The organism is Nocardia sp. NPDC006044 (assembly GCF_042871115.1).
Classification (GTDB): Bacteria; Actinomycetota; Actinomycetes; order Mycobacteriales; family Mycobacteriaceae; genus Nocardia.
In genome coordinates this window covers 1,165,906-1,186,643 of sequence record NZ_JBIAID010000001.1, presented here as the reverse complement: position 1 = coordinate 1,186,643, position 20,738 = coordinate 1,165,906, and the positions used below count along the sequence as shown (strand labels likewise).

Genomic DNA, 20,738 nt, shown 5'->3' with positions numbered 1-20,738 from the left:
GAACTCACTTCACTATCGAGGGATTGGGCAACCACACCACGATACGCGAGCGCCCCACTCGACCCAAATGCGGCGCGGCGTCAGCGCCGGTAGTCGGCCGCGTAGTCGATGGCGCCCGCGCCGGAGCGAAGCTGGTGCCGGCCGCGGCCGACGGTGCGCAGGGTGTTGCTCAGGGTCTCCTCGAAGTCGGCGAGCTTGGAGTCGACGTAGACGTCGCATTCCTCGCGCATCCGGTCGGCCTCGGCGTGCGCGCCGTCGATCACCCGCGCGGATTCGGCGTGCGCGGCGCGCACCACCTCGGTCTGCGCGACCAGGCGATCGCGCTCGGCCTCGCCGTCTGCGACGGAACGCTCGTAGGAAGCCTTGCCCGCCTCGATCATTCGCTCGGATTCCAGCCGGGCCCGGCCGGTGACCGCCTCGAACTCGGCGTTGCCGTCGGCGACGATCCGGTCGGCCTCGGCCTGCGCGGTGCTGACCAGATGGTCGGCGTGCGCGCTCGCCTCGGCGACCATCCGGTCGGCGTGCGCCTTCGCGTCGGCGAGGATGCGGTCGGCTTCTTCGCGGGCCGCGCCGATCGTATGACTGGCCTGCTCGTTGGCGCCGGTCACCGTGGCATCGGCGGCGGAACGGGCGTCCGAGACGATCTTGTCCCGGATGTCGAGCACGTCCTGGGCATCGTCGAGCTCGCCCGGGAGTGCGTCGCGCACGTCATCGAGCAGCTCGAGCACGTCGCCGCGCGGCACGATGCAGCTGCGGGTCGGCGGGATGCCACGCGCCTCCTCGACGATGGCGACCAGCTCGTCGAGGGCTTCGAATACGCGATACATGCTGACTACCCCACTCTCCTACGACTCTGTGGCGAACTGTCCGCCGAGCCCCAGTGTGCCCCTCATCACGGTCTGTGCCGAGTCACCCTCCGGTGTGTCGTCGCAGTGTCTCGTACGCCACACAAATCAAGTGGAGGATCTGTCTCCGCTTCGTGTTATCGTCGATACGAAGATCGACAAGGTCTTCATCCCGAGCGCGGCCCCCACCGGGACCGCGGGATTGAGGAAGCCGGAGGGAAGGGCTCAACCAATCCGCCGAGTGTTGACAGGTTCCGAATGTTCAGCAAATACTGAACACACTGCACGAGCGGAACCTGTCAAGAGTCGGCGGGAAGGAAGCGATCACCGTCGCTGTTGTCCCCAACGAAGGCTCATGTTCGATCGGAAAGACCATGACTGTTCTGGATCTACAGAGATCGGCGGGAGTTAGCACCACCAGCTACTTCATGCCGTGGGTAGGCCCATATCCGGTGCTGACGGCGCCGCCGGTGTCGGCCCGGTTCGAGCAGCTGATGACCTACCTGCGCGGCGACCGCGCCTTCGCCCAGCTGATCCGCTTCGCGCTGGTCGGCGGCTCCAGCAATATCGCCTACGTGCTGCTGTTCTTCGCGATGCACGGCATCGGCCCGCTGCTGGCCAACGTGGTCGGCTCGATCGTCAGCACGGTGATCGCCAACGAGCTGCACCGTCAGCTCACCTTCCACGCGAGCGGCCGCGTCGGCTGGTTCACCGCACAGTGGGAAGGCGGCGGCCTGGCCCTGGTCGGCCTCGCCATCACCACCGCGGGCCTGGCCGCGCTGGACGTCTGGGCGCCGACCATCGGCGGCCCGGCCGAAGCCACCGCCATCCTCGGCATCACCGCGGCCGTCGGCGGCATGCGCTTCCTGGCCCTGCGTGGCCTGGTCTTCTAGGCCTCGTCGAGTGAGGGGAATCAGCCCCGGTCCCAACGATTTCGGGACCGGGGCTGATTTGCGTCCAGGGTCAGCTCTTACGTTCCGCGAGCCGGGCGAGCAGGCGCTTGTGCACCGACGGCGGAAGCATGTCGGTGACGTCGCCGCCGAAGGCCGCCACCTCCTTGACCAGTGAACTGGACAGGAAGCTGAGGGCCGGGTTGGTGGCGATGAAGAAGGTGTCGACGCCGGAGAGCTTCTTGTTCATCTGGGCCATCTGGATCTCGTAACCGAAGTCGGTCGCGTCGCGCAGACCCTTCACGATGGCCGTGATGCCCTGTTCCCTGGCGAAGTCGACGGTCAGGCCGTACCACGACTCCACCCGGATGTTGGGCAGGTGGGCGGTCGCCTCACGCAGCATCTCGATGCGCTCGTCGACGCTGAACATGCCCTGCTTGTTCTTGTTGATGTTGACGGTGACAACGACCTCGTCGAACTGGGCCGCGACCCGGGTGAAGACGTCGATGTGACCGTTGGTCACGGGGTCGAAGGACCCGGGGCACAATGCTCCTGCCATGGTCAGACGCTATCCTGCGGGACCGCCGGGGCGGCACCGAGGGTGCTCGAGCGCACACCGCTAATCGAAAGTCGCCATCTCGATGCGGGTTTCGCCGTACTTGCGCGGCTTCATCGCCGAATAGCCCGCCGGCCATTCGATTTCCGGCGATCGGCGGGCCCGCTCGACCACGACCAGGGCGCCGGGGCACAACCAGCCGTCGGCCAGCGCCCGCAGGTCGGCGAGGACCGCGTCGATCTCGACCGCGTACGGCGGGTCGGACAGCACCAGATCGAACTCGCCCGCACCGCCCAGCGCGAGCACGCTCGCCACGGTCGCGACGCGCAGTTCCGCGCCGGGCAGCCCGACATCGGCGATATTGCCGCGCACGACCTCGGCCGCCTTGCGATCGGCCTCGACCAGCAGCGCGTGCCCGGCCCCGCGGGACAGCGCCTCCAACCCGAGCGCACCCGAGCCCGCGTACAGGTCGAGCACCCGGATGCCGTCGAAGTCGATCCGCGCGTCGAGGGCGCTGAACACGGCCTCGCGCACCCGGTCCGAGGTCGGACGGGTGCCGGCGGGCGGCACGCGCAGCCGCCGCCCGCCCGCCGTTCCGGCGACGATCCGGGTCATTCGGACTCGCGCACGGCCAGCTCGATCAGCAGGTCGCCGCCCTCGACCTGCTGTACCCGGCCGATCGCGACCCGGCCGACGGTGCCCGCCCGCGGCGCGGTGATGGCGGCCTCCATCTTCATCGCCTCGATGGTGCCGACGGTGTCGCCGGCCGCGATCGAATCGCCTTCGGCGACAGCCAGGGTCACGACGCCCGCGAACGGAGCGGCGATGTGGCCGGCATTGCCCTTGTCCGCCTTCTCGGCCGCGGGGACTTCGCTGGCGATGGAGCGGTCCCGCACGGCCACCGGGCGCAATTGGCCGTTGAGGATGCACATGACGGTGCGCATGCCGCGCTCGTCGGGCTCGGAGATGGCTTCGAGACCGATGAGCAGGGTTACGCCCTTCTCCAGTTGGACGCGATGTTCCTCGCCGTGGCGCAGACCGTAGAAGAACTGGTTCGCCGACAGCCCCATGGTGTCGCCGTACTTCTCCCGGTGCGCGTTGAATTCGGCGGTCGGCGCGGGGAACAGCAGACGGTTCAGGGTCGCGCGACGCTCCGCCGAGGTACCCGCCAGGCCGGCCTCATCCGCCGCGGTGAGCGGAGTCTCCGGCTTCGCCGTGCCGCGCCCGGCCAACGCCCGGCTGCGGAACGGTTCGGGCCAGCCACCCGCCGGAGTGCCGAGTTCCCCACGCAGGAAACCGATTACCGAGTCCGGGATGTCGTAGCGGCCCGGATCGGCGGCGAAGTCCTCGATGTCGACACCGGTACCGACCAGGGCGAGGGCGAGATCACCGACGACCTTCGACGACGGGGTGACCTTGATCAGGCGCCCCAGAAGACGGTCCGCGGCAGCGTATTTGGCTTCGACTTCTTCGAACCGGTCACCCAGGCCGAGGGCGATGGCCTGCTGGCGCAGGTTCGATAACTGACCGCCGGGGATCTCGTGGGTGTAGACGCGGCCGGTCGGTGCGGGCAGTCCGGATTCGAAAGGCTTGTAGACCTTGCGCAGGGCTTCCCAGTACGGCTCGAGGTCGCACACGTTCTGCAGATTCAGGCCGGTGTCGTAGTCACTGTGCGCGGCCGCGGCGACGATCGCGGAAAGCGCGGGCTGGCTGGTGGTTCCGGCCATCGCGGCGCTGGCGCCGTCGACCGCGTCGGCACCGGCCTGCCAGGCGGCGAGGTAGGTGGCGAGCTGTCCGCCGGGGGTGTCGTGGGTGTGCACATGGACCGGCAGGTCGAAGTTGGCGCGCAGCGCGGTCACCAGCTTCGCGGCGGCCGGAGCACGCAGCAGCCCGGCCATGTCCTTGATGGCGAGGATATGCGCGCCGGCGTCGACCATCTGCTCGGCCAGCTTGAGGTAATAGTCCAGGGTGTAAAGGGTTTCATCCGGGTTGGCCAGGTCGCCGGTGTAGCTCATCGCGACTTCGGCTATGGCGGTGCCGGTTTCGCGGACCGCGTCGATCGCCGGACGCATCTGGTCGACGTTGTTGAGCGCGTCGAAGATCCGGAAGATGTCGATCCCGGTCGCGGTCGCCTCGGACACGAACGCCCGCGTCACCTGCTCCGGATAAGGCGTGTACCCCACCGTGTTCCGGCCGCGCAGCAGCATCTGCAGACAGATGTTCGGCACGGCCTCGCGCAGCGCGGCCAGCCGCTCCCACGGGTCCTCGTACAGGAACCGCAGCGCCACATCGTAAGTCGCGCCGCCCCACGCCTCGATCGACAGCAACTCCGGCGTCAGCCGGGCGACGTGCCCGGCGACACCGAGCAGACCATTGGTCCGCACCCGGGTCGCCAGCAACGACTGATGCGCGTCCCGGAACGTGGTGTCGGTGACCCCAACAGCCTTCTGCGCCCGCAACGCCTGCGCGAAGCCGTCCGGCCCGAGCTGCAACAGCCGCTGCCGCGACCCGTCCGGTGGCGGCACCGACAGGTCGATGGCGGGCAGCTTGTCATGCGGATACACCGTCGTCGGCCGCTCCCCATGCGGCTTGTTGACGGTGACATCGGCCAGATACGTCAGGATCTTGGTCCCGCGGTCGGCCGAACCACGCTGGTTGAGCAGCTCGGGTCGCTCGTCGATGAACGAGGTGGTCACCCGTCCGGCCCGGAAGTCCGGATCGTCGAGCACCGCGAGCAGGAACGGAATGTTGGTGGTAACACCGCGAATTCGGAACTCGGCCAGCGCCCGCTGGGCCCGCGACACCGCGGCGGGGAAGTCGCGCCCGCGGCAGGTGAGCTTCACCAGCATCGAGTCGAAGTAGGCGCCGATCTCCGCGCCGAGGTTGGCCCCGCCATCCAGGCGGATGCCCGCGCCGCCCGGCGTGCGGTAGGCGGTGATCCGGCCGGTGTCCGGGCGGAATCCGTTGTTCGGGTCCTCGGTGGTGATCCGGCACTGCATCGCGGCGCCGCGGATGCTGACCGTGTCCTGGCTGAGCCCGAGCTGTTCGAGGGTCTCCCCCGCCGCGATGCGCAGCTGCGACTGCACCAGGTCGACATCGGTGATCTCCTCGGTCACCGTGTGCTCGACCTGGATGCGCGGGTTCATCTCGATGAAGACGTGGTTGCCGCGCTCGTCGAGCAGGAACTCGACGGTGCCCGCGCAGCTGTAGCCGATCTCCTTGGCGAAGGCCACGGCGTCGTTGCAGATGCGTTCGCGCAGTGCGGGATCCAGGTTCGGCGCGGGCGCGAGCTCGATCACCTTCTGGTGGCGCCGCTGCACCGAGCAGTCGCGCTCGAACAGGTGCATCACGTTGCCGTGCTGATCGGCCAGGATCTGCACCTCGATGTGGCGCGGGTTCACCACGGCCTGCTCGAGGAAGACGGTCGGATCGCCGAACGCCGACTCGGCCTCGCGCGACGCGGCCTCGATGGATTCGCGCAGGTGATCGGCGTCGGCGACCCGGCGCATGCCGCGCCCGCCGCCGCCGGCCACCGCCTTGACGAAGATCGGGTAGTCCAGCTCGTGCGACGCGGCGAGCAGCTCGTCCACGTCGGCGGACGGTGCGCTGGAGCGCAGCACCGGCAGCCCGGCCGCCTTGGCCGCCGCGATCGCCCTGGCCTTGTTTCCGGCGAGCTCGAGCACCTCGGCGGACGGGCCGATGAAAGTGATCCCCTCGCGGGCGCAGGCCGCCGCCAGATCCGGATTCTCGGACAGGAAGCCATATCCCGGGTAGACGGCGTCGGCGCCCGCCGACTTGGCCGCGTCGATGATCGCGTCGATCGACAGGTACGCCCGGACCGGGTGCCCCTGCTCGCCGATCTGGTAAGACTCGGCCGCCTTCGTCCGATGGACCGAGTTGCGGTCCTCGTACGGGAACACGGCCACCGTCCCCGCGCCGAGTTCGTAGGCCGCGCGGAAGGCCCTGATGGCGATCTCGCCGCGGTTGGCTACCAAGACTTTCGTGAACATTGGCCTAAGGTACCCGGACCGAGCCCCCGCACAGGCACGGAAGGGGCCTTCGCAAGCATCTTCACAACGAGGTCTAGCAGCGTTGCGAAGATCCGTTCATCCGGCCGTCACATCCTCAGAGCCAGTGCATCGTGTGGTGCCGCAGCCCGCCGCGGAACTGACCCACCGCCAGTCCGATCATCAATCCGCGCTCCTCGGGAACCAATCCACGGGTAAAAGGGAGCCGAATCATCCGTAACATAACTTCCGGAAGATGAATCTCGGGTAAACCATTTCCGGGGAATTCGGCATTCAGCCGCGCCAGACCGATTCCTCTGCTACGCCCCTGCCGGTAGCCGGGCCGGAAACCTTGACGATACCGATAGGCGACGAGCGCCTCGGCGAGATAACCGAGCCGGTACCCCTCCCGGTGCGCGCGCCAGCCGAATTCCAGATCCTCGTTCGCCGCGTAGCTGACATCTTGTCCGCCGAGCTTGCGATAGACCTCGGCGCGGCACGCCATGCTCGTCCCGACGATCACAGGTGCATAAACACCGGGTGGCTGGAATTGGTCGGGCGCCGGGATGTTGGCGACCCGCCGCGGGTGCTCCGCGTTGAGCGAATCGCCCTCGATCGCGGAACATGTGAGGTCGTACCCCTCGTCCAGGAACGCGAGCATGCGGCTTATCCAATTCGGATGCACACGATCGTCGTGATCACAGAACAGCAACGTCTCACCGGTGGCATGCGCGGCTCCGACATTCCGCGCAAATGCGGCACCCGGGGTGCCTGACGCGTCAACATATCTGATCTCGAGCCGATCCCTCGCCGCGAGGCTTTCAATATGAGCCTTGACATTGACAGGCGAGCCGTTGTCGGCTATCAAAACATCGAATTCCCCCCTATAATCTTGACGCGTCAAGGCGTCTAGTTGCACATCCAGGAGATCACGGCTCTCGGCCGTCCCGACGTACGTTGGAATGACGATCGATACCGACCGTTCAGTCACCACATGCACTCCCGCTATCGATTCCCCACGCTGGAGCCCTCCCCCAAGGGTGACAACTTTAGACACAATTCGGAAATTCGGGCTACACCACACTTCCGTGGGCTTCCTCACAGACTTGGACAAACGACCAAACCGCGGTGGGCGGACCGTCGGCCTTCGCCGGCGCTCCGCCCGGCCGCACCACGCGACCCTCGCTCCCCCTATGCTGGTGAGTGCAGCTGGTTCACCGCGCGCGTACGAGATGGAGCCCCGTCGTCGTGTCGCGGAGCCGAGTTCGTCCGCCTCGAAAGGGTGGACGGGCGAGAGGGAACCCGGTGGGAATCCGGGACTGTCCCGCAGCGGTAAGCAGGAACGACCGCCGTCACACGCACTGGGCCTCAGGCCCGGGAAGCGACGGCCAGTAGGTCGGCCGAGAGGCCGGTGCCTGTGAGTCCGAAGACCTGCCAGCCGTGTCGGGTACGCCGTATCCGACGGCCACCGCCTCGTGGATCTGGGCGCGCGGTTCTACCAGTACGTGATGTGTCGGGGCTCTGTTGGCGGAATCTCCTGACATATCTCCGGTAGCCGCGTGTGCCCGTATGGCGACGGCCTACGACACCAGCACTGGAGAGACAACGTGACTGTTGTAAATCAGACACCGTTCACCGCAACGGTTCTCGGGCTACCTAGGGTCGGACCGCGGCGTGAGCTCAAGCGGGCCACCGAGGCCTACTGGGCCGGCAAGATCGACGCCGAGCAGCTCCATACTGTCGCGCGCGACCTGCGCCACGCCCAGCTCACCGAATTACTGGCCGCGGGCCTGGATTCGATCCCGGTCGGCACCTTCTCGTACTACGACCAGGTGCTCGACACCGCCCTGCTGCTCGGCGCGCTGCCGCCGCGGGTGGCCGGGATCGCCGATCCGCTGGACCGGTACTTCGCCGCCGCGCGCGGCAACGAGACGGTCGAACCGCTGGAGATGACCAAGTGGTTCGACACCAACTACCACTACCTGGTCCCGGAGATCGACCAGGACACCGTGTTCGCGCTGAACCCGGAGAAGCTGCTCGGCGAGGTGCGCGAGGCACTGGCGCTCGGCGCGCCGGCTCGTCCGGTGGTGATCGGCCCGATCACCTTCCTGAAGCTGGCCAAGGCCACCGGCGGTGCGCCGCTGGACCGGCTCGCCGAGCTGGTTCCGCTCTACCGCGACCTGCTCCGGCAACTGGCCGAGGCCGGTATCGGCTGGGTGCAGATCGATGAGCCGGTGCTGGTCACCGATCTCACCGACGACGAACTCGCCCTGGTGCGAAGCACTTACACCGAGTTGTCCGCCGCGTCCGAGCGCCCCGCGATCGTGGTGGCCACCTACTTCGGCCACACCGACGCCGCGCTGACCGCGTTGGCGGGCACCGACATCGAGGGCATCGCGCTCGATTTCACCGCGGGCACAACCGTTTCCGACGTGGCCGCGGTGCCCGCGCTGGCGAGCAAGCTGCTGGTGGCGGGCGTGGTGGACGGGCGCAACGTCTGGCGCGCGGACCTCGACGCCGTGCTGTCCACCCTGGGCACGCTGCTGGGTTCGGCTGCGTCGGTGGCGGTTTCGACCTCGTGCTCGCTGCTGCACGTGCCGTACACGCTGGCCGCGGAGACCAAGTTGGACGAACGGCTGCGCTCGTGGCTGGCGTTCGGCACCGAGAAGGTGACCGAGGTCCGGCTGCTGGCCACCGCTCTGGCCGAGGGCACCGACGCGATCGGCGCCGAATTGGCCGACACCCGTGCGGCATTGGCGACCCGGCACAGTGACCCGCGGCTGAACGACGCGCAGGTGCGGGCCAAGCTGGCGGCGCTCGGCCCGGACGCGATCCGGCGCGCGCCCGCCGACGAGCGCCGGGTGTTGCAGCAGGAGCGGCTCCAGCTGCCGCCGCTGCCGACCACCACCATCGGCTCCTACCCGCAGACCTCGGCCATCCGGTTGGCCAGGGCCGCGTTCACCAAGGGCGAGATCGACGAGGCGGAGTACGTCCGCCGGATGCGCGCCGAGGTCGCCGATGTGATTGCGCTGCAAGAGAAGCTGGGCCTGGACGTGCTGGTGCACGGCGAACCCGAGCGCAACGACATGGTGCAGTACTTCGCCGAACAGCTCGACGGCTTCGCCGCCACCGAGCTGGGCTGGGTGCAGTCCTACGGTTCGCGCTGCGTGCGGCCGCCGATCCTGTTCGGCGACGTCAAGCGGCCGACGCCGATGACCGTCGACTGGAGCAGCTACGCCCAGTCGCTCACCGACAAGCCGGTCAAGGGCATGCTCACCGGGCCGGTCACCATCCTGGCCTGGTCGTTCGTCCGCGACGATCAGCCGCTCGGCGACTCGGCGCGGCAGGTCGCGCTGGCCATCCGGGACGAGACGGTCGACCTGCAGGCCGCGGGCATCCGGATCATCCAGGTCGACGAACCGGCACTGCGCGAGCTGCTCCCGTTGCGCAAGGCCGATCAGCAGGCCTACCTCGACTGGTCGGTGCAGTCGTTCCGGCTCGCCACATCCGGCGTCTCGGATGCCACCCAGGTGCACACCCACCTGTGCTATTCGGAGTTCGGCGAGGTGATCGACGCGATCGCCGGGCTGGACGCCGACGTGACCTCGATCGAGGCCGCGCGTTCCCGCATGGAGGTGCTCGACGACCTCAACGCGGCGGGCTTCGATCTCGGCGTGGGGCCGGGCGTCTACGACATCCACTCACCGCGCGTGCCCAGCGTGGAGGAGATCACCACCTCGTTGCGCGCGGCATTGAAAGCCGTTCCCGCCGAACGACTGTGGGTCAATCCGGACTGCGGCCTGAAGACCCGCGGCCAGGCCGAGGTGGAGGCGTCCCTGCGCAACATGGTTACCGCCGCGGCGTCGGTGCGCTGATCGCCCCGGCAGTTCGCTGACGTTCAGCCCCCTTCGCCGGACGAAGGGGGCTGAACCGCTCCTCACTCGGATTCGGGCTCCGGTCGCAGACTCTGCCGTGGCCTGCGCGAGGTGTACCGCTCACACGGCTGCGCGGCCCGCGCGACCGGTTGCTGCCGCGACCTGGAGCTCATCCCTCGTCGCCACGCCGTATGACACCCGGGACACCGATCCATCCCAACCCCTCCTTGCACCTAGTGAAACCCACTCCATGAATCGCCCCTATCCACCTTCGACGCGTGCCGCGGCGGTTCGGTTCCGACCAGTCGCCACGAATCTTCCGGGCGGACGCCGGTCAGCTGTCCGCGGCGAACGCGCTGTTGATGGCACCCATGTCGAAGTAGTCGCGCCAGGCGACGATGGCGCCGTCGGCCACCTCGAAGACGCCGGTGACCGGCAGCGGCACGGCCCGGCCTGCGGTGCGGAGCGTGTCGGTGCGTTCGTTCATCACCAGGTTGCCGGAGGTGATCTGGTGATGGATGTCGAAGTCGACGCCCTCGAAGGTGGCCAGGAAGCCCGCGAGGAACTCCCGGATGGCGGCGCGGCCGACCACCGGTTCCATCGGAATGTTGTGGTAGACGGCGTTTTCGGCGAAGAAGGACGCGATGCGGTCGGGGTCCGGGTCGGACCAGCTGCGGCACATATCGCGGACGAGTTCGTCGGGAGTCGGCATGGACGGGCTCACTTTCTGCTGCCGGGCGGGCGAACCGCGTTGTGCGCAACGCCCTCTCGATTGAACCAAGCAATTGCTCGGTTCGGAACCCCTGGGCAGTCAACGCCCACGGCCGACCGGCTTAGGCTGGGGGTATGAATGATCGTCCCCTGCGCTACCGCTTGATCACCGGCGTCGACGACGCCTCGTTTTGCGAGCGGATCAGCGGCCTGCTCGACCAGGGCTATCGCCTGCACGGCTCCCCCGCGGTCACGTTCAACGGCACCGACGTGATCGCGGCGCAGGCGCTGGTCTGGGACGGCGAGTAGCGACCGGCGCTCTTCGCACGCTACGCAGCCGGGGTCTCGCGCAAAATACCTTGCCGCAGCATATTTCCAGACAAAACAAGTGCGGATATTGCGATGATTGCGAATGTCCAGGTCTACGATCTTTCCGTGCGGAAGATGTATGCGGGCGCGCGCCTTCGGCGGTTGCGCGAGGAACGCAGACTCACCCAGGCGGCGCTGGCCAAGTCGCTCGATCTGTCGCCCAGCTATCTCAACCAGCTGGAACGCGATCAGCGCCCGCTCACCATCCCGGTGCTGCTGAAACTCAACTCCACCTTCGATCTCGACGTGCAGTTCTTCGCGGCCGACTCCGACGCCCGCCTCGTGTCCGACCTGCACGAGGTGCTGATCGACGCCGCGGGCGGGCACACCGCGCCGCTGACCGAGGTGGAAGAACTGGCGACCAGGCAGCCCGATGTGGCCCGGATCGTCGTCGCGATGCACCGCAGGTTGCGCGCCGCCACCGACCAGCTCGATCTGCTCTCCGCCCGGGTGTCCGCGCCGACCGGCGCCCCCGGCATGCCCATGCCCTACGAGGACGTGCGGGACTTCTTCTACGACCATCACAATCACATCCCGCAGCTGGATCTCGCCGCCGAGCAGCTGTTCGAGCAGTCCGGGCTGACCATCGGCTCGCTGGATCGCCAGCTCGCCCGGGTCGCCGAGGAACGCGCCGGGGTCACCGTGCTGGTCCGCGGCGACGGCGCGGACCCATCCATCCCGAAACGGCACTACGATCCGGACAGCCGCACGCTGACCCTGGCCCGGCGACTTCGACCGGGGCAGCGCGCCTTTCAGATCGCCACCACCTTGGCCTTCCTGCTGTACGGGACCGAGCTGGACGGGGTGCTCGCCGAAACCCCCTCGCTCACCGGCGAATCCCGCACGCTGGCCCGGGTCGGGCTGGCCAACTACTTCGCCGGCGCGCTGGTGCTGCCGTACGGGCGGTTCTTGCGCTCGGCCGAGGAACTGCACTACGACATCGACCTGCTCGCGCTGCGCTTCGAGGTGGGCTTCGAAACCATCTGCCACCGGCTGAGCACCCTGCAGCGGCAGGGGCAGCGCGGGGTGCCGTTCTTCTTCGTCCGCACCGATCGCGCGGGCAACATCTCGAAACGGCAGTCCGCCACCGCCTTTCACTTCTCCCGGGTCGGCGGCAGCTGCCCGCTGTGGGTGGTACACGAGGCATTCGCGTATCCGGGCCGGATCCTGACCCAGATCGCGGAGATGCCGGACGGGCGGCGGTACCTGTGGATCGCGCGCACCGCGATGTCCGCGCCGCACGGATTCGGCACCGCGACAAAGAACTTCGCGATCGGGCTGGGCTGCGATATCGAATACGCGGACCGGCTGGTGTATTCGTCCGGACTTCAGCTCGACGATCCGGCGACGGCGGTGCAGATCGGCGCGGGGTGCAAGGTGTGCGAGCGGACGTCCTGTCCGCAACGCGCGTTTCCGCACATCGGCAGTCCGCTCGCCGTAACCGAGAACACCAGCACCGACCTGCCCTATCCGCGCGTCGGGCACTGATCCGCCGCGGTACCCGGCCGCCACGCATTCCACTTCCGCGGCAAGCGGTTCGAGGCAGACGACGGATATCTTCGCCGAGACCGAGCACGGGTGCCGGTATTCGCTCGCCCACATCACGCCGTCGCGGCGGGATGCACCGATTCGATTGCCGGACAGCCGGTTACGACTTGGCCAAGTACTCCAGGCGTTCGGAGTCGACCGCGGCGTGCATCATGCTCGCCAGCCCGGGATGCTTCCGCAAGCCCGGGTCGGCCTCGACCACCTCGCGGGCGAGTTCCTGTGCGGCGGTGATGACTTCGAGGTCGTCGAGCAGCGAGAGCAGCTTCAGCGAGCGCGCGGTGCCGGACTGGGCCGCGCCGAGCACATCACCCTCACGGCGGGTGCGCAGGTCGAGCACGGCGAGTTCGAAGCCGTCGGTGGTGGCGGCGACCGCGTCCAGCCGGGCCATCGCCGAACCGCTCGGCGCGGAATCGGTGATGAGCAGGCACAATCCGGGGTGCTTGCCACGCCCGATGCGGCCGCGCAGCTGGTGCAGCTGGCTGACGCCGAAGCGGTCCGCGTCGACGATCACCATGACGGTCGCGTTCGGCACGTCGACGCCGACCTCGACGACGGTCGTGCAGACCAGCACGTCGACGGAGCCGTCGTTGAAAGCCCGCATCACCTGGTCTTTTTCGTCCGCGGGCAGGCGCCCGTGCAGCAGGCCGACGCGGAGTTCGGACAGCGGACCGGTGCTCAGCATCTCGAAGACGTCGATGGCGGCCTGCGTGGTCGGGCCCTCCTTCTCCGGCTCCGCCGCCTTCTTGCCGTTACGGGTCTTGCCGGCGCCTTCCTCGTCGTCGCCGATGCGGGAACACACCACATAGGCCTGCCGACCGGCCTTGACCTCCTCGACGATGCGCTCCCACGCCCGGTCGACCCAGTTCGGATGCTGCTTGCGCGGAACGACTTTGGAGGTGATCGGCGAACGTCCGCGGGGCAGCTCGCTGAGCGTGGAGGTCTCCAGATCGCCCAGGGTGGTCATCGCGATGGTGCGCGGGATCGGCGTCGCGGTCATCACCAGCAGGTGCGGGCTGGTGCCCGCCTTCGCCTTGGCGCGCAACGCGTCGCGCTGCTCGACGCCGAAGCGGTGCTGCTCGTCGACGACCACCATGCCGAGGTCGAAGAACTCGACGTTGTCCTGGATGAGCGCGTGCGTGCCGATGACGATGCCCGCCTCGCCGGTCATCGCCTCCAGCAGCGCCGCCTTCTTGGTCGCCGCCGACATCGAGCCGGTGACCAGCACGACCTTGGTCGCGTGCTCCCCCGCGCCGAGTTCACCGGCGTTGCCGAGATCGCCCAGCATCCCGCGCAGCGACCGATAGTGCTGTGCGGCAAGCACTTCCGTCGGTGCGAGCAACGCGCACTGCAGGCCGGCGTCGACGATCTGCAGCATCGCCTCCAGCGCGACGATCGTCTTGCCCGAGCCGACCTCGCCCTGCAACAACCGGTGCATCGGATGGGTGCGGGACATGTCCGCGGAGATCTCCGAAACCACCTGCTTCTGCCCGGCGGTGAGCTCGAAGGGCAGGCGCTTCTCGAACTCGGCCGCGATGCCGTCTGGTCGCGGCGGACACGGCCGCGCGGCCCGGCCGGACACCTCGTGCCGCCGTTCGGCGAGCACGAGCTGCAACGCCAGCGCCTCGTCGAAACGCAACCGCTCCTGCGCCTGATCGATATCGGACTTGCGCTCCGGCAGGTGGATCAGGCGCAGCGCGTCGGAGATCTTCATCAGCGAGCGGTCCGACCGCAGGTCGTCGGGCAGCGGGTCGTCGATCGGATCGAGCTGGTCGAGCACCTGGCGCACACACGCGAGCACGTCCCAGCTCTGCACCTTCGCGGTGGCCGGGTACACCGGGATGAATTCGCGCTCCATGAACGAGGTGTCCACGCCCTCGGCGCCTTTCGCGCTCTGCGCGAGCCCGCGCAGGTCGCCGCCGCCGCGCACGGTCTTCACCGCGCCGACCGACTCGTCCTCGTTCTCCGGCAGGATCAGATAGCCCGGATGGTTCAGGTTCCATTGGCCCGGCCGCCAGTAGCTGACCGTGCCCGACATCATCGCCCGAAGACCTTCCCGGACAACGTATTTCACCTTGTCACCGTTGAAGAAGGTCACGTCGACGCCGCGGCCGGTGCCGGATCCGGTGTCCAGCACCACCTTCAGCAGCGAGCCGCGCCGGTTGCGCATCGGCCGCAGCTCGGCCTTGGTGATCCGGCCGATCACGGTGATGTGCGTGCCGTCCTCCGGCTCGTCCTCGGTGAGCGGCTGCCCCTGCGTCGCGTAGCGCAGCGGGTAGTGCCGCAGCAGGTCCTCCACCGTGTGCATGTCGAACGCGTCGACCAGCGAACCCGCCGCCTTCACGCCGAGAATATGGTCGAGCCGATCACTCAGGGTCGCCATCTACTCCACTCCGATCTGCACCAGATCCCCGTGCTGCCCACCGGAATACACGGTGACCTCCACGCCGGGAAAGCTTTCGCCGATGTGTGCCGCGAGTTCGCCGGCCAGGCCGTCCGGGGCCGCCGCACCCATCAGCAGGGTGACCAGTTCGCCGCCGAAGGCGAGCATCCGGTCCAGCAGGGTCAGGCCCGCCGCGCGCACATCGTGGTCGATCACCACCACATCGTGGCCGACCAGGCCGAGGCCGTCGCCCGCGGCGCAGGTTCCGACCATGGTGAGCGCGCGTTCCGGTGCGGCGCGCAGCGACCCCCAGCGGGTGGTCGCGGCCGCCTCGGACATGGCGAAGGCGTCGTCGACGGCGATCCGGCCGCGGTCGTGCACGGCCAGCGCGGCCAAGCCCTGGACCATGGACGCGCTCGGCAACAGCAGGACGTCGCGGTGCGCGTCCCGGGCGGCGACACCGATCGCGACCAGGTCGTGCGCGGGTAGCGCGCCGTTGGGCAAGACCAGGACCTCGCGGTTCGGCATCGCGCGGATCGCCGCGAGCAAGCCGGCGGCGGTCACCTCGCCATCACCGGCCAGCACCACGGCGCCGGCGTCCTCGAACAGTTCGGCGGCGCCGGCACCGGCGGCCACGGCCAGGACGCCGCGGTCGGCCGGTCCACCGGTTTCCGTCGCCGAGCCCATCGTGGCGGGCGTGCCGAGGCGCCCGGATGTCATGTCGTGCGGTGCTGTGTTGTCGTGCGGTGCTGTGTTGTCGTGCGGCGCGCCGTGGTCGGCGGTCGCGAAGCTCTCGATGCGGATTCCGCTGAGCTTTCCGGCGGCGAGACCGGCCTCCACCGCCGCACCCGCGTCCGCACAGTGCACGTGGGCGGACCAGGAACGATCGCCGTCGCCGACGACCACCACCGAGTCGCCGAGTTCGGCGAGCCGGGTGCGTAGTCGCGCGATCCGTTCCCGATCGGTGTCGGCGAGCAGGTACATCACCTCGTATCGCGGTTCCGCCGAACCGGTTTCGAGATTGCCCGCGGCGGGGCGCGCGGCACCGGGATCCGGCGGGTGGTACTCCGGCCGGACCGGGATCTCGCCGAGCGTGAGCTCGACCAGGCAGTCCAGCAGCACCACGAGTCCGCGCGCGCCCGCGTCGACCACTCCGGCCGCGCGCAGCACACCGAGCTGCGACGGAGTGTCACCGAGCGCTTTGGCCGCGCCGTCGGCCGCGGCCAGGGCCACGTCGGCGAGCGAGGTGTCCGGGCATGCGGCCGCGCTGGCCGCCGCGCAGTCGAGCACCGTGAGGATGGTGCCCTCGATGGGCTCGCTCAGCGCTTCGCGGACCAGGACCGAGGCCCGGTTCAAGGCATCGCGCAAGGTCGTGGCCGTCAACGGCTCGCTCCGCACCGCTTCGGCGATGCCGCGTAAGACCTGCGACAGGATGATCCCGGAGTTCCCGCGCGCGCCGATGGTCGCGCCGCGCGCCATCGCCGCCGCCACCTCGTGGGTCGTCAGCACGTCCACCGGTCCGCACGCCGCGGCGGCATCCATCGCGGCCCGCATGGTCGCCAGCAGATTGGTGCCGGTATCCGCGTCCGGGATCGGGAAGACATTGAGTGCGTTGATCTCCGCGCGCCGGTCGGTCAAACCGTCGAGGCAGGCTCGGCCCCAGCGCAGCAACGCCGTGCCGTCCATCACATCCCGCACTCCGGGCACCGTCACCCCTTCTGTATCCAGTGGCGCCACCAGCACCGCCCGCAAGATTAGCGGGCCAGACCGACATACTGCTGGTACCCACCACGTGTTCCGGCTACGTCCGGAGCGCACCCGGTTTGGTGGATCGGGGGCGGTCCCGCTACCCTTGCAGGGTTGCCTCGCGTGGCCGTTTCCGGTTTGCGCTGGCCGATGTCCATCGGCAGGGGTACGTCAAACATTGTTTCCGGACATGTTGCCCGCGGGCGACGGTCCTCCACATGACATGAAGGAGTTCGCGACTATGGCTGCCGTCTGCGACGTCTGCGCCAAGGGCCCCGGCTTCGGGAAGTCGGTCTCGCACTCGCACCGGCGCACCAACCGTCGCTGGAACCCGAACATCCAGACCGTTCGCGCCCAGGTTGCGCCGGGTAACACCCGTCGCATGAACGTGTGCACCTCCTGCCTCAAGGCGGGCAAGGTCGTCCGCGGCTGATTGCCCCGGCCGACCCGAGTACGAGAATTGACGCACGCCCCGGCACCCATCACGGGTGATCCGGGGCGTAGTCATTGACGGGGGACCATGACCCGGTCCGACTGGCGCATCGCCCCACTTGCCGCCGAGCACACCCACAGTCTCGCCGAATGCCACATCGCCTGCTGGCGCGAGGCCTACCGCGACCTCGTGCCCACCCACGTTCTCGACGCGTTCGACGTCGATCGGCGGGCCGAGCAATGGGAGCGCAATCGGGTCAGGTACCCCGGACGCACCTGGGTGGCGCTCGTCGGCACCCGGGTGATCGGCTTCGCCGGCGCGGGCGCGACCCTCGACGACCCACCGGAACCCGCACTTCAGCTGAACGCGCTCTACGTCCGTTCGGACTGGTACGGCACGGGCGTCGCCCGCGATCTGCTGTACGCCGCGGTCGACCCGACCGCCGAACACTCGCTGTGGGTCTTCGAGCAGAATCCGCGTGCCCAATCCTTCTACCGCAAGCACGGATTCGTGCTGGACGGCACCAGCCGCGTCGAGGCGTTCTCGCCGTCGATCGAGGTAAGGATGCGGCGCGCGCCCGGTCCCTGGAGCTGAGCACCCGGCTCCCCCGCACGCGTCCCGGCCGGACATTTCCACGCGATAGGGTGCTGATCATGACCTCCACCGAGCAAGCCGGGTACGTCAGCACCGTCGACGGCGTTCTGCAGATCACCATCGCGACCGCCGCCAACGGCACGTCCATGGACTTCGGCGGGATCGTCGCCGGCACCGCCGCGCTGCGCTCACTCGCTCCCGAGGTCGGCGCGGTCCTGCTGACCGGCACCGGCGCGAACTTCTGCGCGGGCGGCAATGTGCGCGGCTTCGCGGCCGCCGACGATCGGGCCGCCCACATCTACGGCCTGGCCACCGATCTGCACCACTTCGTGCGCGCGCTCGACGCGACCGCGGTCCCGGTGGTCGTCGGCGTGCAGGGCTGGGCGGCGGGCGCGGGCATGAGCCTGGTCTGCGCGGCCGACATCGCGCTCGGCGGGCCGAGCACCAAGCTGCGCCCGGCCTACCCCGGCATCGGCCTCAGCCCCGACGGCGGCATGTCCTGGACGCTGCCGCGCATCGTCGGCCTCGGCCGGGCCCGCGAAATCCTGCTCACCGACGCGATTCTGGACGCCGACGAGGCGGTGCGGCTCGGCATCCTCAGCCGGCTGGTCGCCGACGAGGAGGTGCAGGCCGAGGCGCTGACCCTGGCCCGAAACCTCGCCGCCGGACCGCGTTCCACCTACTCGAGCATCAAAACGCTGCTCGCACTGTCGGCTTCGTCGGCGCTCGGCGATCAGCTCGATCGGGAACGCGACGCGATCGCCGCCGCGGCCAACGGCGCGACCGGCCGTGAGGGCGTCGACGCGTTCGTGGCGAAGCGCAAGCCCAATTACGCGTAGCGGCTAAGTCGCGGTCCGCACAACGAATTTCGCGACCGCGTCGGTGAAAGAGTCATTGTCGTCGCTGGCGGCGGTGTGCGCCGCGCCGCCGATCTCGACCAGCTGCGCGTGCGGCACCAGCCGCTGAAAGGCCGCTGCCCCTTCGGAACTCACCACGTCCGATTGCATGCCGCGGACCAGCAGCACCGGAATCGTCAGCTTGCGCGCGGCCGATTCCATCTGTTCGGTCATGTCCGAGGGGTCCTCGACGCGCTGGGTCAGCATGTCCGGATCCCAGTGCCAGTACCAGCGGCCGTCGCGCTGACGCAGATTGCGCAGCAGGCCGTCGGTGTTCTTCGGCCGCGGCCGGTGCGGCAGATACTCGGCGACCGCGTCGGCGACCTGTTCGAGCGAGTCGAAGCCGTCGCGGTGCTTGCCGAGGAAGTCGATCACCCGCGCGACCCCGGCCTGCTCGGGCCTGGTCACGATGTCGACGAGGACGAGCGCGGTGATCGCCTCCCCGCCGGGGACGGCGGTGGCTAGCAGGCCGGTGACGCCGCCCATGCTCGCCCCGACCACGACCGCGGGCGCACCCAGCTGTTCGAGCACGAGCAGCAGGTCGCGCACCATGGTGTCGCGGCGGTAGTCGCCGTCTTCGGACCAGGCGCTGTCGCCGTGTCCGCGCGCGTCCAGCGTGACCACGCGCAGGCCGGCGGCGCCGAGCTTCGCGCCGGTTTGTTTCCACGAGTGCCTGGTCTGCCCGCCGCCGTGCAGAAAGACGACGAGCGGACCGTCGACCGGGCCGAACTGGTCGGCGGCCAGCTCCAGCCCACCCGAACCGCGCAGGCGCAACGGTGCGGGGTCGAGCAGATTGTTCGCGTTACTCACGAACCGAGGATCGCATAGAACCGGTTACGGTTCGCGGGCGAGCCTCCCGGACACAGGTTCCGCCTCAGCAGTCCCACTTGCCGGAGGCGCTGAGCGTGCGCTGCAACAGGCAGGCGACCTTCGCGTTGACCGAGGAGGAGATGGTGGAGGAGCCGTTGGACGTGAATTCCTCGCCGATCTGCGTCGACGGGGTGTTCGCGGGCACCGAGGTGGTGTCGGTGGCCGGCTCCAGCGGCAGGCCCGCCGCACTCGCGGTCGCGGCGCCGCCGGCGAGGGCGGCGCAGAGGGCCAGGGTGGCGGTGGTGCCGCGCAATGCGCCGCGAACAGTGGTGTTGGGCATAGAAAAGCTCCTCACTCGAATCAATCTAGATAACTCACACACAGACGCCTGCTCACGGCAGGCGCCAGTCGACGGGTTCGGCGCCCAGCTCGTCGAGCAGTTCGTTCACTCGGGAGAACGGGCGGGAACCGAAGAAGCCGCGCGAGGCCGACAGCGGTGACGGATGCGCGGATTCGATGTAGGGGATCTCGGCCTCGGTCAAGGTCGGCTTGAGCGTCGACGCGTCGCGGCCCCAGAGGATGGCGACCAGCGGCTCGTCCCGCGCGACCAGTGCGCGAATCGCCTGCTCGGTCACGGCCTCCCAGCCCTTGCCGCGATGCGACGCGGGCTGGCCGGGGGCCACCGTCAGCACCCGGTTCAACATCAGCACACCCTGATCGGACCAGGGGCTGAGGTCGCCGCAGGACGGCGTCGGGTGGCCGAGATCCTTGGTGTACTCGGCGAAGATGTTCGCCAGGCTGCGCGGCACCGGCGAAACATCCGGCGCGACAGAGAAACTCAGGCCCATGGCATGGCCGGGGGTCGGGTAGGGATCCTGGCCGACGACCAGCACGCGCACCGCGTCGAACGGACGTTGGAAGGCGCGTAGCACGTTCTCACCGGCCGGTAGGTAGCCGCGGCCCGCCGCGTTCTCCTCGCGCAGGAACTCGCCCATGGCGGAAATACGTTCCGCCACCGGCTCGAGTGCCTTCGCCCATCCCGGATCGATGATTTCCGACAGTGGTTTCGCGCCCATGA

18 protein-coding genes and 1 riboswitch are annotated in these 20,738 nt (G+C 68.8%); of the genes, 7 read left to right on the top strand and 11 right to left on the bottom strand.

Going from position 1 to position 20,738, the window contains the following annotated elements; translation table 11 throughout:
• Positions 1 to 80: 80 nt before the first annotated feature.
• Positions 81 to 827, bottom strand: a complete 747-nt coding sequence (locus tag ACFYO1_RS05490; protein WP_387227454.1) for a DivIVA domain-containing protein — start codon at positions 825 to 827, stop codon at positions 81 to 83.
• Between the two features lie 392 nt (positions 828 to 1,219).
• On the opposite strand from ACFYO1_RS05490, the gene ACFYO1_RS05485 reads away from it, so the two are divergent.
• Entirely contained in the window at positions 1,220 to 1,738 is a 519-nt protein-coding gene (locus tag ACFYO1_RS05485) for a GtrA family protein (protein ID WP_378722425.1), read from the top strand.
• Between the two features lie 70 nt (positions 1,739 to 1,808).
• Here the strand turns inward: ACFYO1_RS05485 and coaD are convergent, their stop codons facing one another.
• The 4 genes from coaD to ACFYO1_RS05465 form a co-directional block, all read right to left on the bottom strand.
• Positions 1,809 to 2,294 carry a pantetheine-phosphate adenylyltransferase gene (gene coaD, locus ACFYO1_RS05480; protein ID WP_387227452.1) on the bottom strand — a complete coding sequence of 162 codons (486 nt, stop codon included), beginning with the start codon at positions 2,292 to 2,294 and terminating at the stop codon, positions 1,809 to 1,811.
• 60 nt (positions 2,295 to 2,354) lie between these two features.
• Positions 2,355 to 2,906, bottom strand: coding sequence for a 16S rRNA (guanine(966)-N(2))-methyltransferase RsmD (rsmD, locus tag ACFYO1_RS05475; RefSeq protein ID WP_387227450.1), 552 nt, complete (start codon positions 2,904 to 2,906; stop codon positions 2,355 to 2,357).
• A complete protein-coding gene (locus ACFYO1_RS05470; RefSeq protein WP_387227448.1) occupies positions 2,903 to 6,301 on the bottom strand; it encodes a pyruvate carboxylase in 3,399 nt (1,132 codons plus the stop codon). The genes rsmD and ACFYO1_RS05470 overlap by 4 nt, the downstream gene beginning before the upstream one ends.
• Positions 6,302 to 6,416: 115 nt before the next feature.
• The gene (locus ACFYO1_RS05465; RefSeq protein WP_387227446.1) at positions 6,417 to 7,289 is read right to left on the bottom strand and encodes a glycosyltransferase; all 873 of its coding nucleotides are present in this window, start codon (positions 7,287 to 7,289) and stop codon (positions 6,417 to 6,419) included.
• 257 nt (positions 7,290 to 7,546) lie between these two features.
• Positions 7,547 to 7,752: riboswitch (cobalamin riboswitch) on the top strand.
• 153 nt (positions 7,753 to 7,905) lie between these two features.
• Between ACFYO1_RS05465 and metE the strand changes: the two genes are divergently transcribed.
• A complete protein-coding gene (metE, locus tag ACFYO1_RS05460) occupies positions 7,906 to 10,173 on the top strand; it encodes a 5-methyltetrahydropteroyltriglutamate--homocysteine S-methyltransferase (protein ID WP_387227444.1) in 2,268 nt (755 codons plus the stop codon).
• A gap of 334 nt (positions 10,174 to 10,507) precedes the next feature.
• On the opposite strand, the gene ACFYO1_RS05455 is transcribed toward metE, so the two are convergent.
• Positions 10,508 to 10,885 carry a nuclear transport factor 2 family protein gene (locus ACFYO1_RS05455; RefSeq protein WP_387227442.1) on the bottom strand — a complete coding sequence of 126 codons (378 nt, stop codon included), beginning with the start codon at positions 10,883 to 10,885 and terminating at the stop codon, positions 10,508 to 10,510.
• 134 nt (positions 10,886 to 11,019) lie between these two features.
• On the opposite strand from ACFYO1_RS05455, the gene ACFYO1_RS05450 reads away from it, so the two are divergent.
• Together ACFYO1_RS05450 and ACFYO1_RS05445 are read left to right on the top strand one after the other, a co-directional pair.
• On the top strand, positions 11,020 to 11,193 hold the full coding sequence (locus tag ACFYO1_RS05450) for a DUF1737 domain-containing protein (RefSeq protein WP_387227440.1): 174 nt from the start codon (positions 11,020 to 11,022) through the stop codon (positions 11,191 to 11,193).
• A 126-nt stretch (positions 11,194 to 11,319) separates the two neighbouring features.
• Positions 11,320 to 12,741 (top strand): short-chain fatty acyl-CoA regulator family protein, encoded by a 1,422-nt coding sequence (locus ACFYO1_RS05445; RefSeq protein ID WP_387227438.1) that lies wholly within the window; start codon positions 11,320 to 11,322, stop codon positions 12,739 to 12,741.
• Between the two features lie 160 nt (positions 12,742 to 12,901).
• Here the strand turns inward: ACFYO1_RS05445 and recG are convergent, their stop codons facing one another.
• Both recG and ACFYO1_RS05435 read right to left on the bottom strand, forming a co-directional pair.
• On the bottom strand, positions 12,902 to 15,181 hold the full coding sequence (gene recG, locus ACFYO1_RS05440; protein ID WP_387227436.1) for an ATP-dependent DNA helicase RecG: 2,280 nt from the start codon (positions 15,179 to 15,181) through the stop codon (positions 12,902 to 12,904).
• Positions 15,182 to 16,867, bottom strand: a complete 1,686-nt coding sequence (locus ACFYO1_RS05435) for a DAK2 domain-containing protein (protein WP_387231689.1) — start codon at positions 16,865 to 16,867, stop codon at positions 15,182 to 15,184.
• 301 nt (positions 16,868 to 17,168) lie between these two features.
• Here ACFYO1_RS05435 and rpmB point away from each other — a divergent pair, with 301 nt between their 5' ends.
• From rpmB to ACFYO1_RS05420, 3 genes are all read left to right on the top strand, one after another.
• The gene (gene rpmB, locus ACFYO1_RS05430; protein ID WP_011210730.1) at positions 17,169 to 17,360 is read left to right on the top strand and encodes a 50S ribosomal protein L28; all 192 of its coding nucleotides are present in this window, start codon (positions 17,169 to 17,171) and stop codon (positions 17,358 to 17,360) included.
• An 87-nt stretch (positions 17,361 to 17,447) separates the two neighbouring features.
• Positions 17,448 to 17,954, top strand: coding sequence for a GNAT family N-acetyltransferase (locus ACFYO1_RS05425; RefSeq protein ID WP_387227434.1), 507 nt, complete (start codon positions 17,448 to 17,450; stop codon positions 17,952 to 17,954).
• 59 nt (positions 17,955 to 18,013) lie between these two features.
• On the top strand, positions 18,014 to 18,793 hold the full coding sequence (locus tag ACFYO1_RS05420; RefSeq protein ID WP_387227431.1) for an enoyl-CoA hydratase/isomerase family protein: 780 nt from the start codon (positions 18,014 to 18,016) through the stop codon (positions 18,791 to 18,793).
• Positions 18,794 to 18,796: 3 nt separating this feature from the next.
• On the opposite strand, the gene ACFYO1_RS05415 is transcribed toward ACFYO1_RS05420, so the two are convergent.
• The 3 genes from ACFYO1_RS05415 to ACFYO1_RS05405 all read right to left on the bottom strand — a co-directional run bounded on the left by ACFYO1_RS05415 (position 18,797) and on the right by ACFYO1_RS05405 (position 20,736).
• Positions 18,797 to 19,660 (bottom strand): alpha/beta fold hydrolase, encoded by an 864-nt coding sequence (locus ACFYO1_RS05415; RefSeq protein ID WP_387227429.1) that lies wholly within the window; start codon positions 19,658 to 19,660, stop codon positions 18,797 to 18,799.
• A 64-nt stretch (positions 19,661 to 19,724) separates the two neighbouring features.
• The gene (locus ACFYO1_RS05410; RefSeq protein WP_387227427.1) at positions 19,725 to 20,000 is read right to left on the bottom strand and encodes a hypothetical protein; all 276 of its coding nucleotides are present in this window, start codon (positions 19,998 to 20,000) and stop codon (positions 19,725 to 19,727) included.
• Between the two features lie 52 nt (positions 20,001 to 20,052).
• Positions 20,053 to 20,736 (bottom strand): uracil-DNA glycosylase, encoded by a 684-nt coding sequence (locus ACFYO1_RS05405; protein WP_387227425.1) that lies wholly within the window; start codon positions 20,734 to 20,736, stop codon positions 20,053 to 20,055.
• Positions 20,737 to 20,738: the final 2 nt, after the last annotated feature.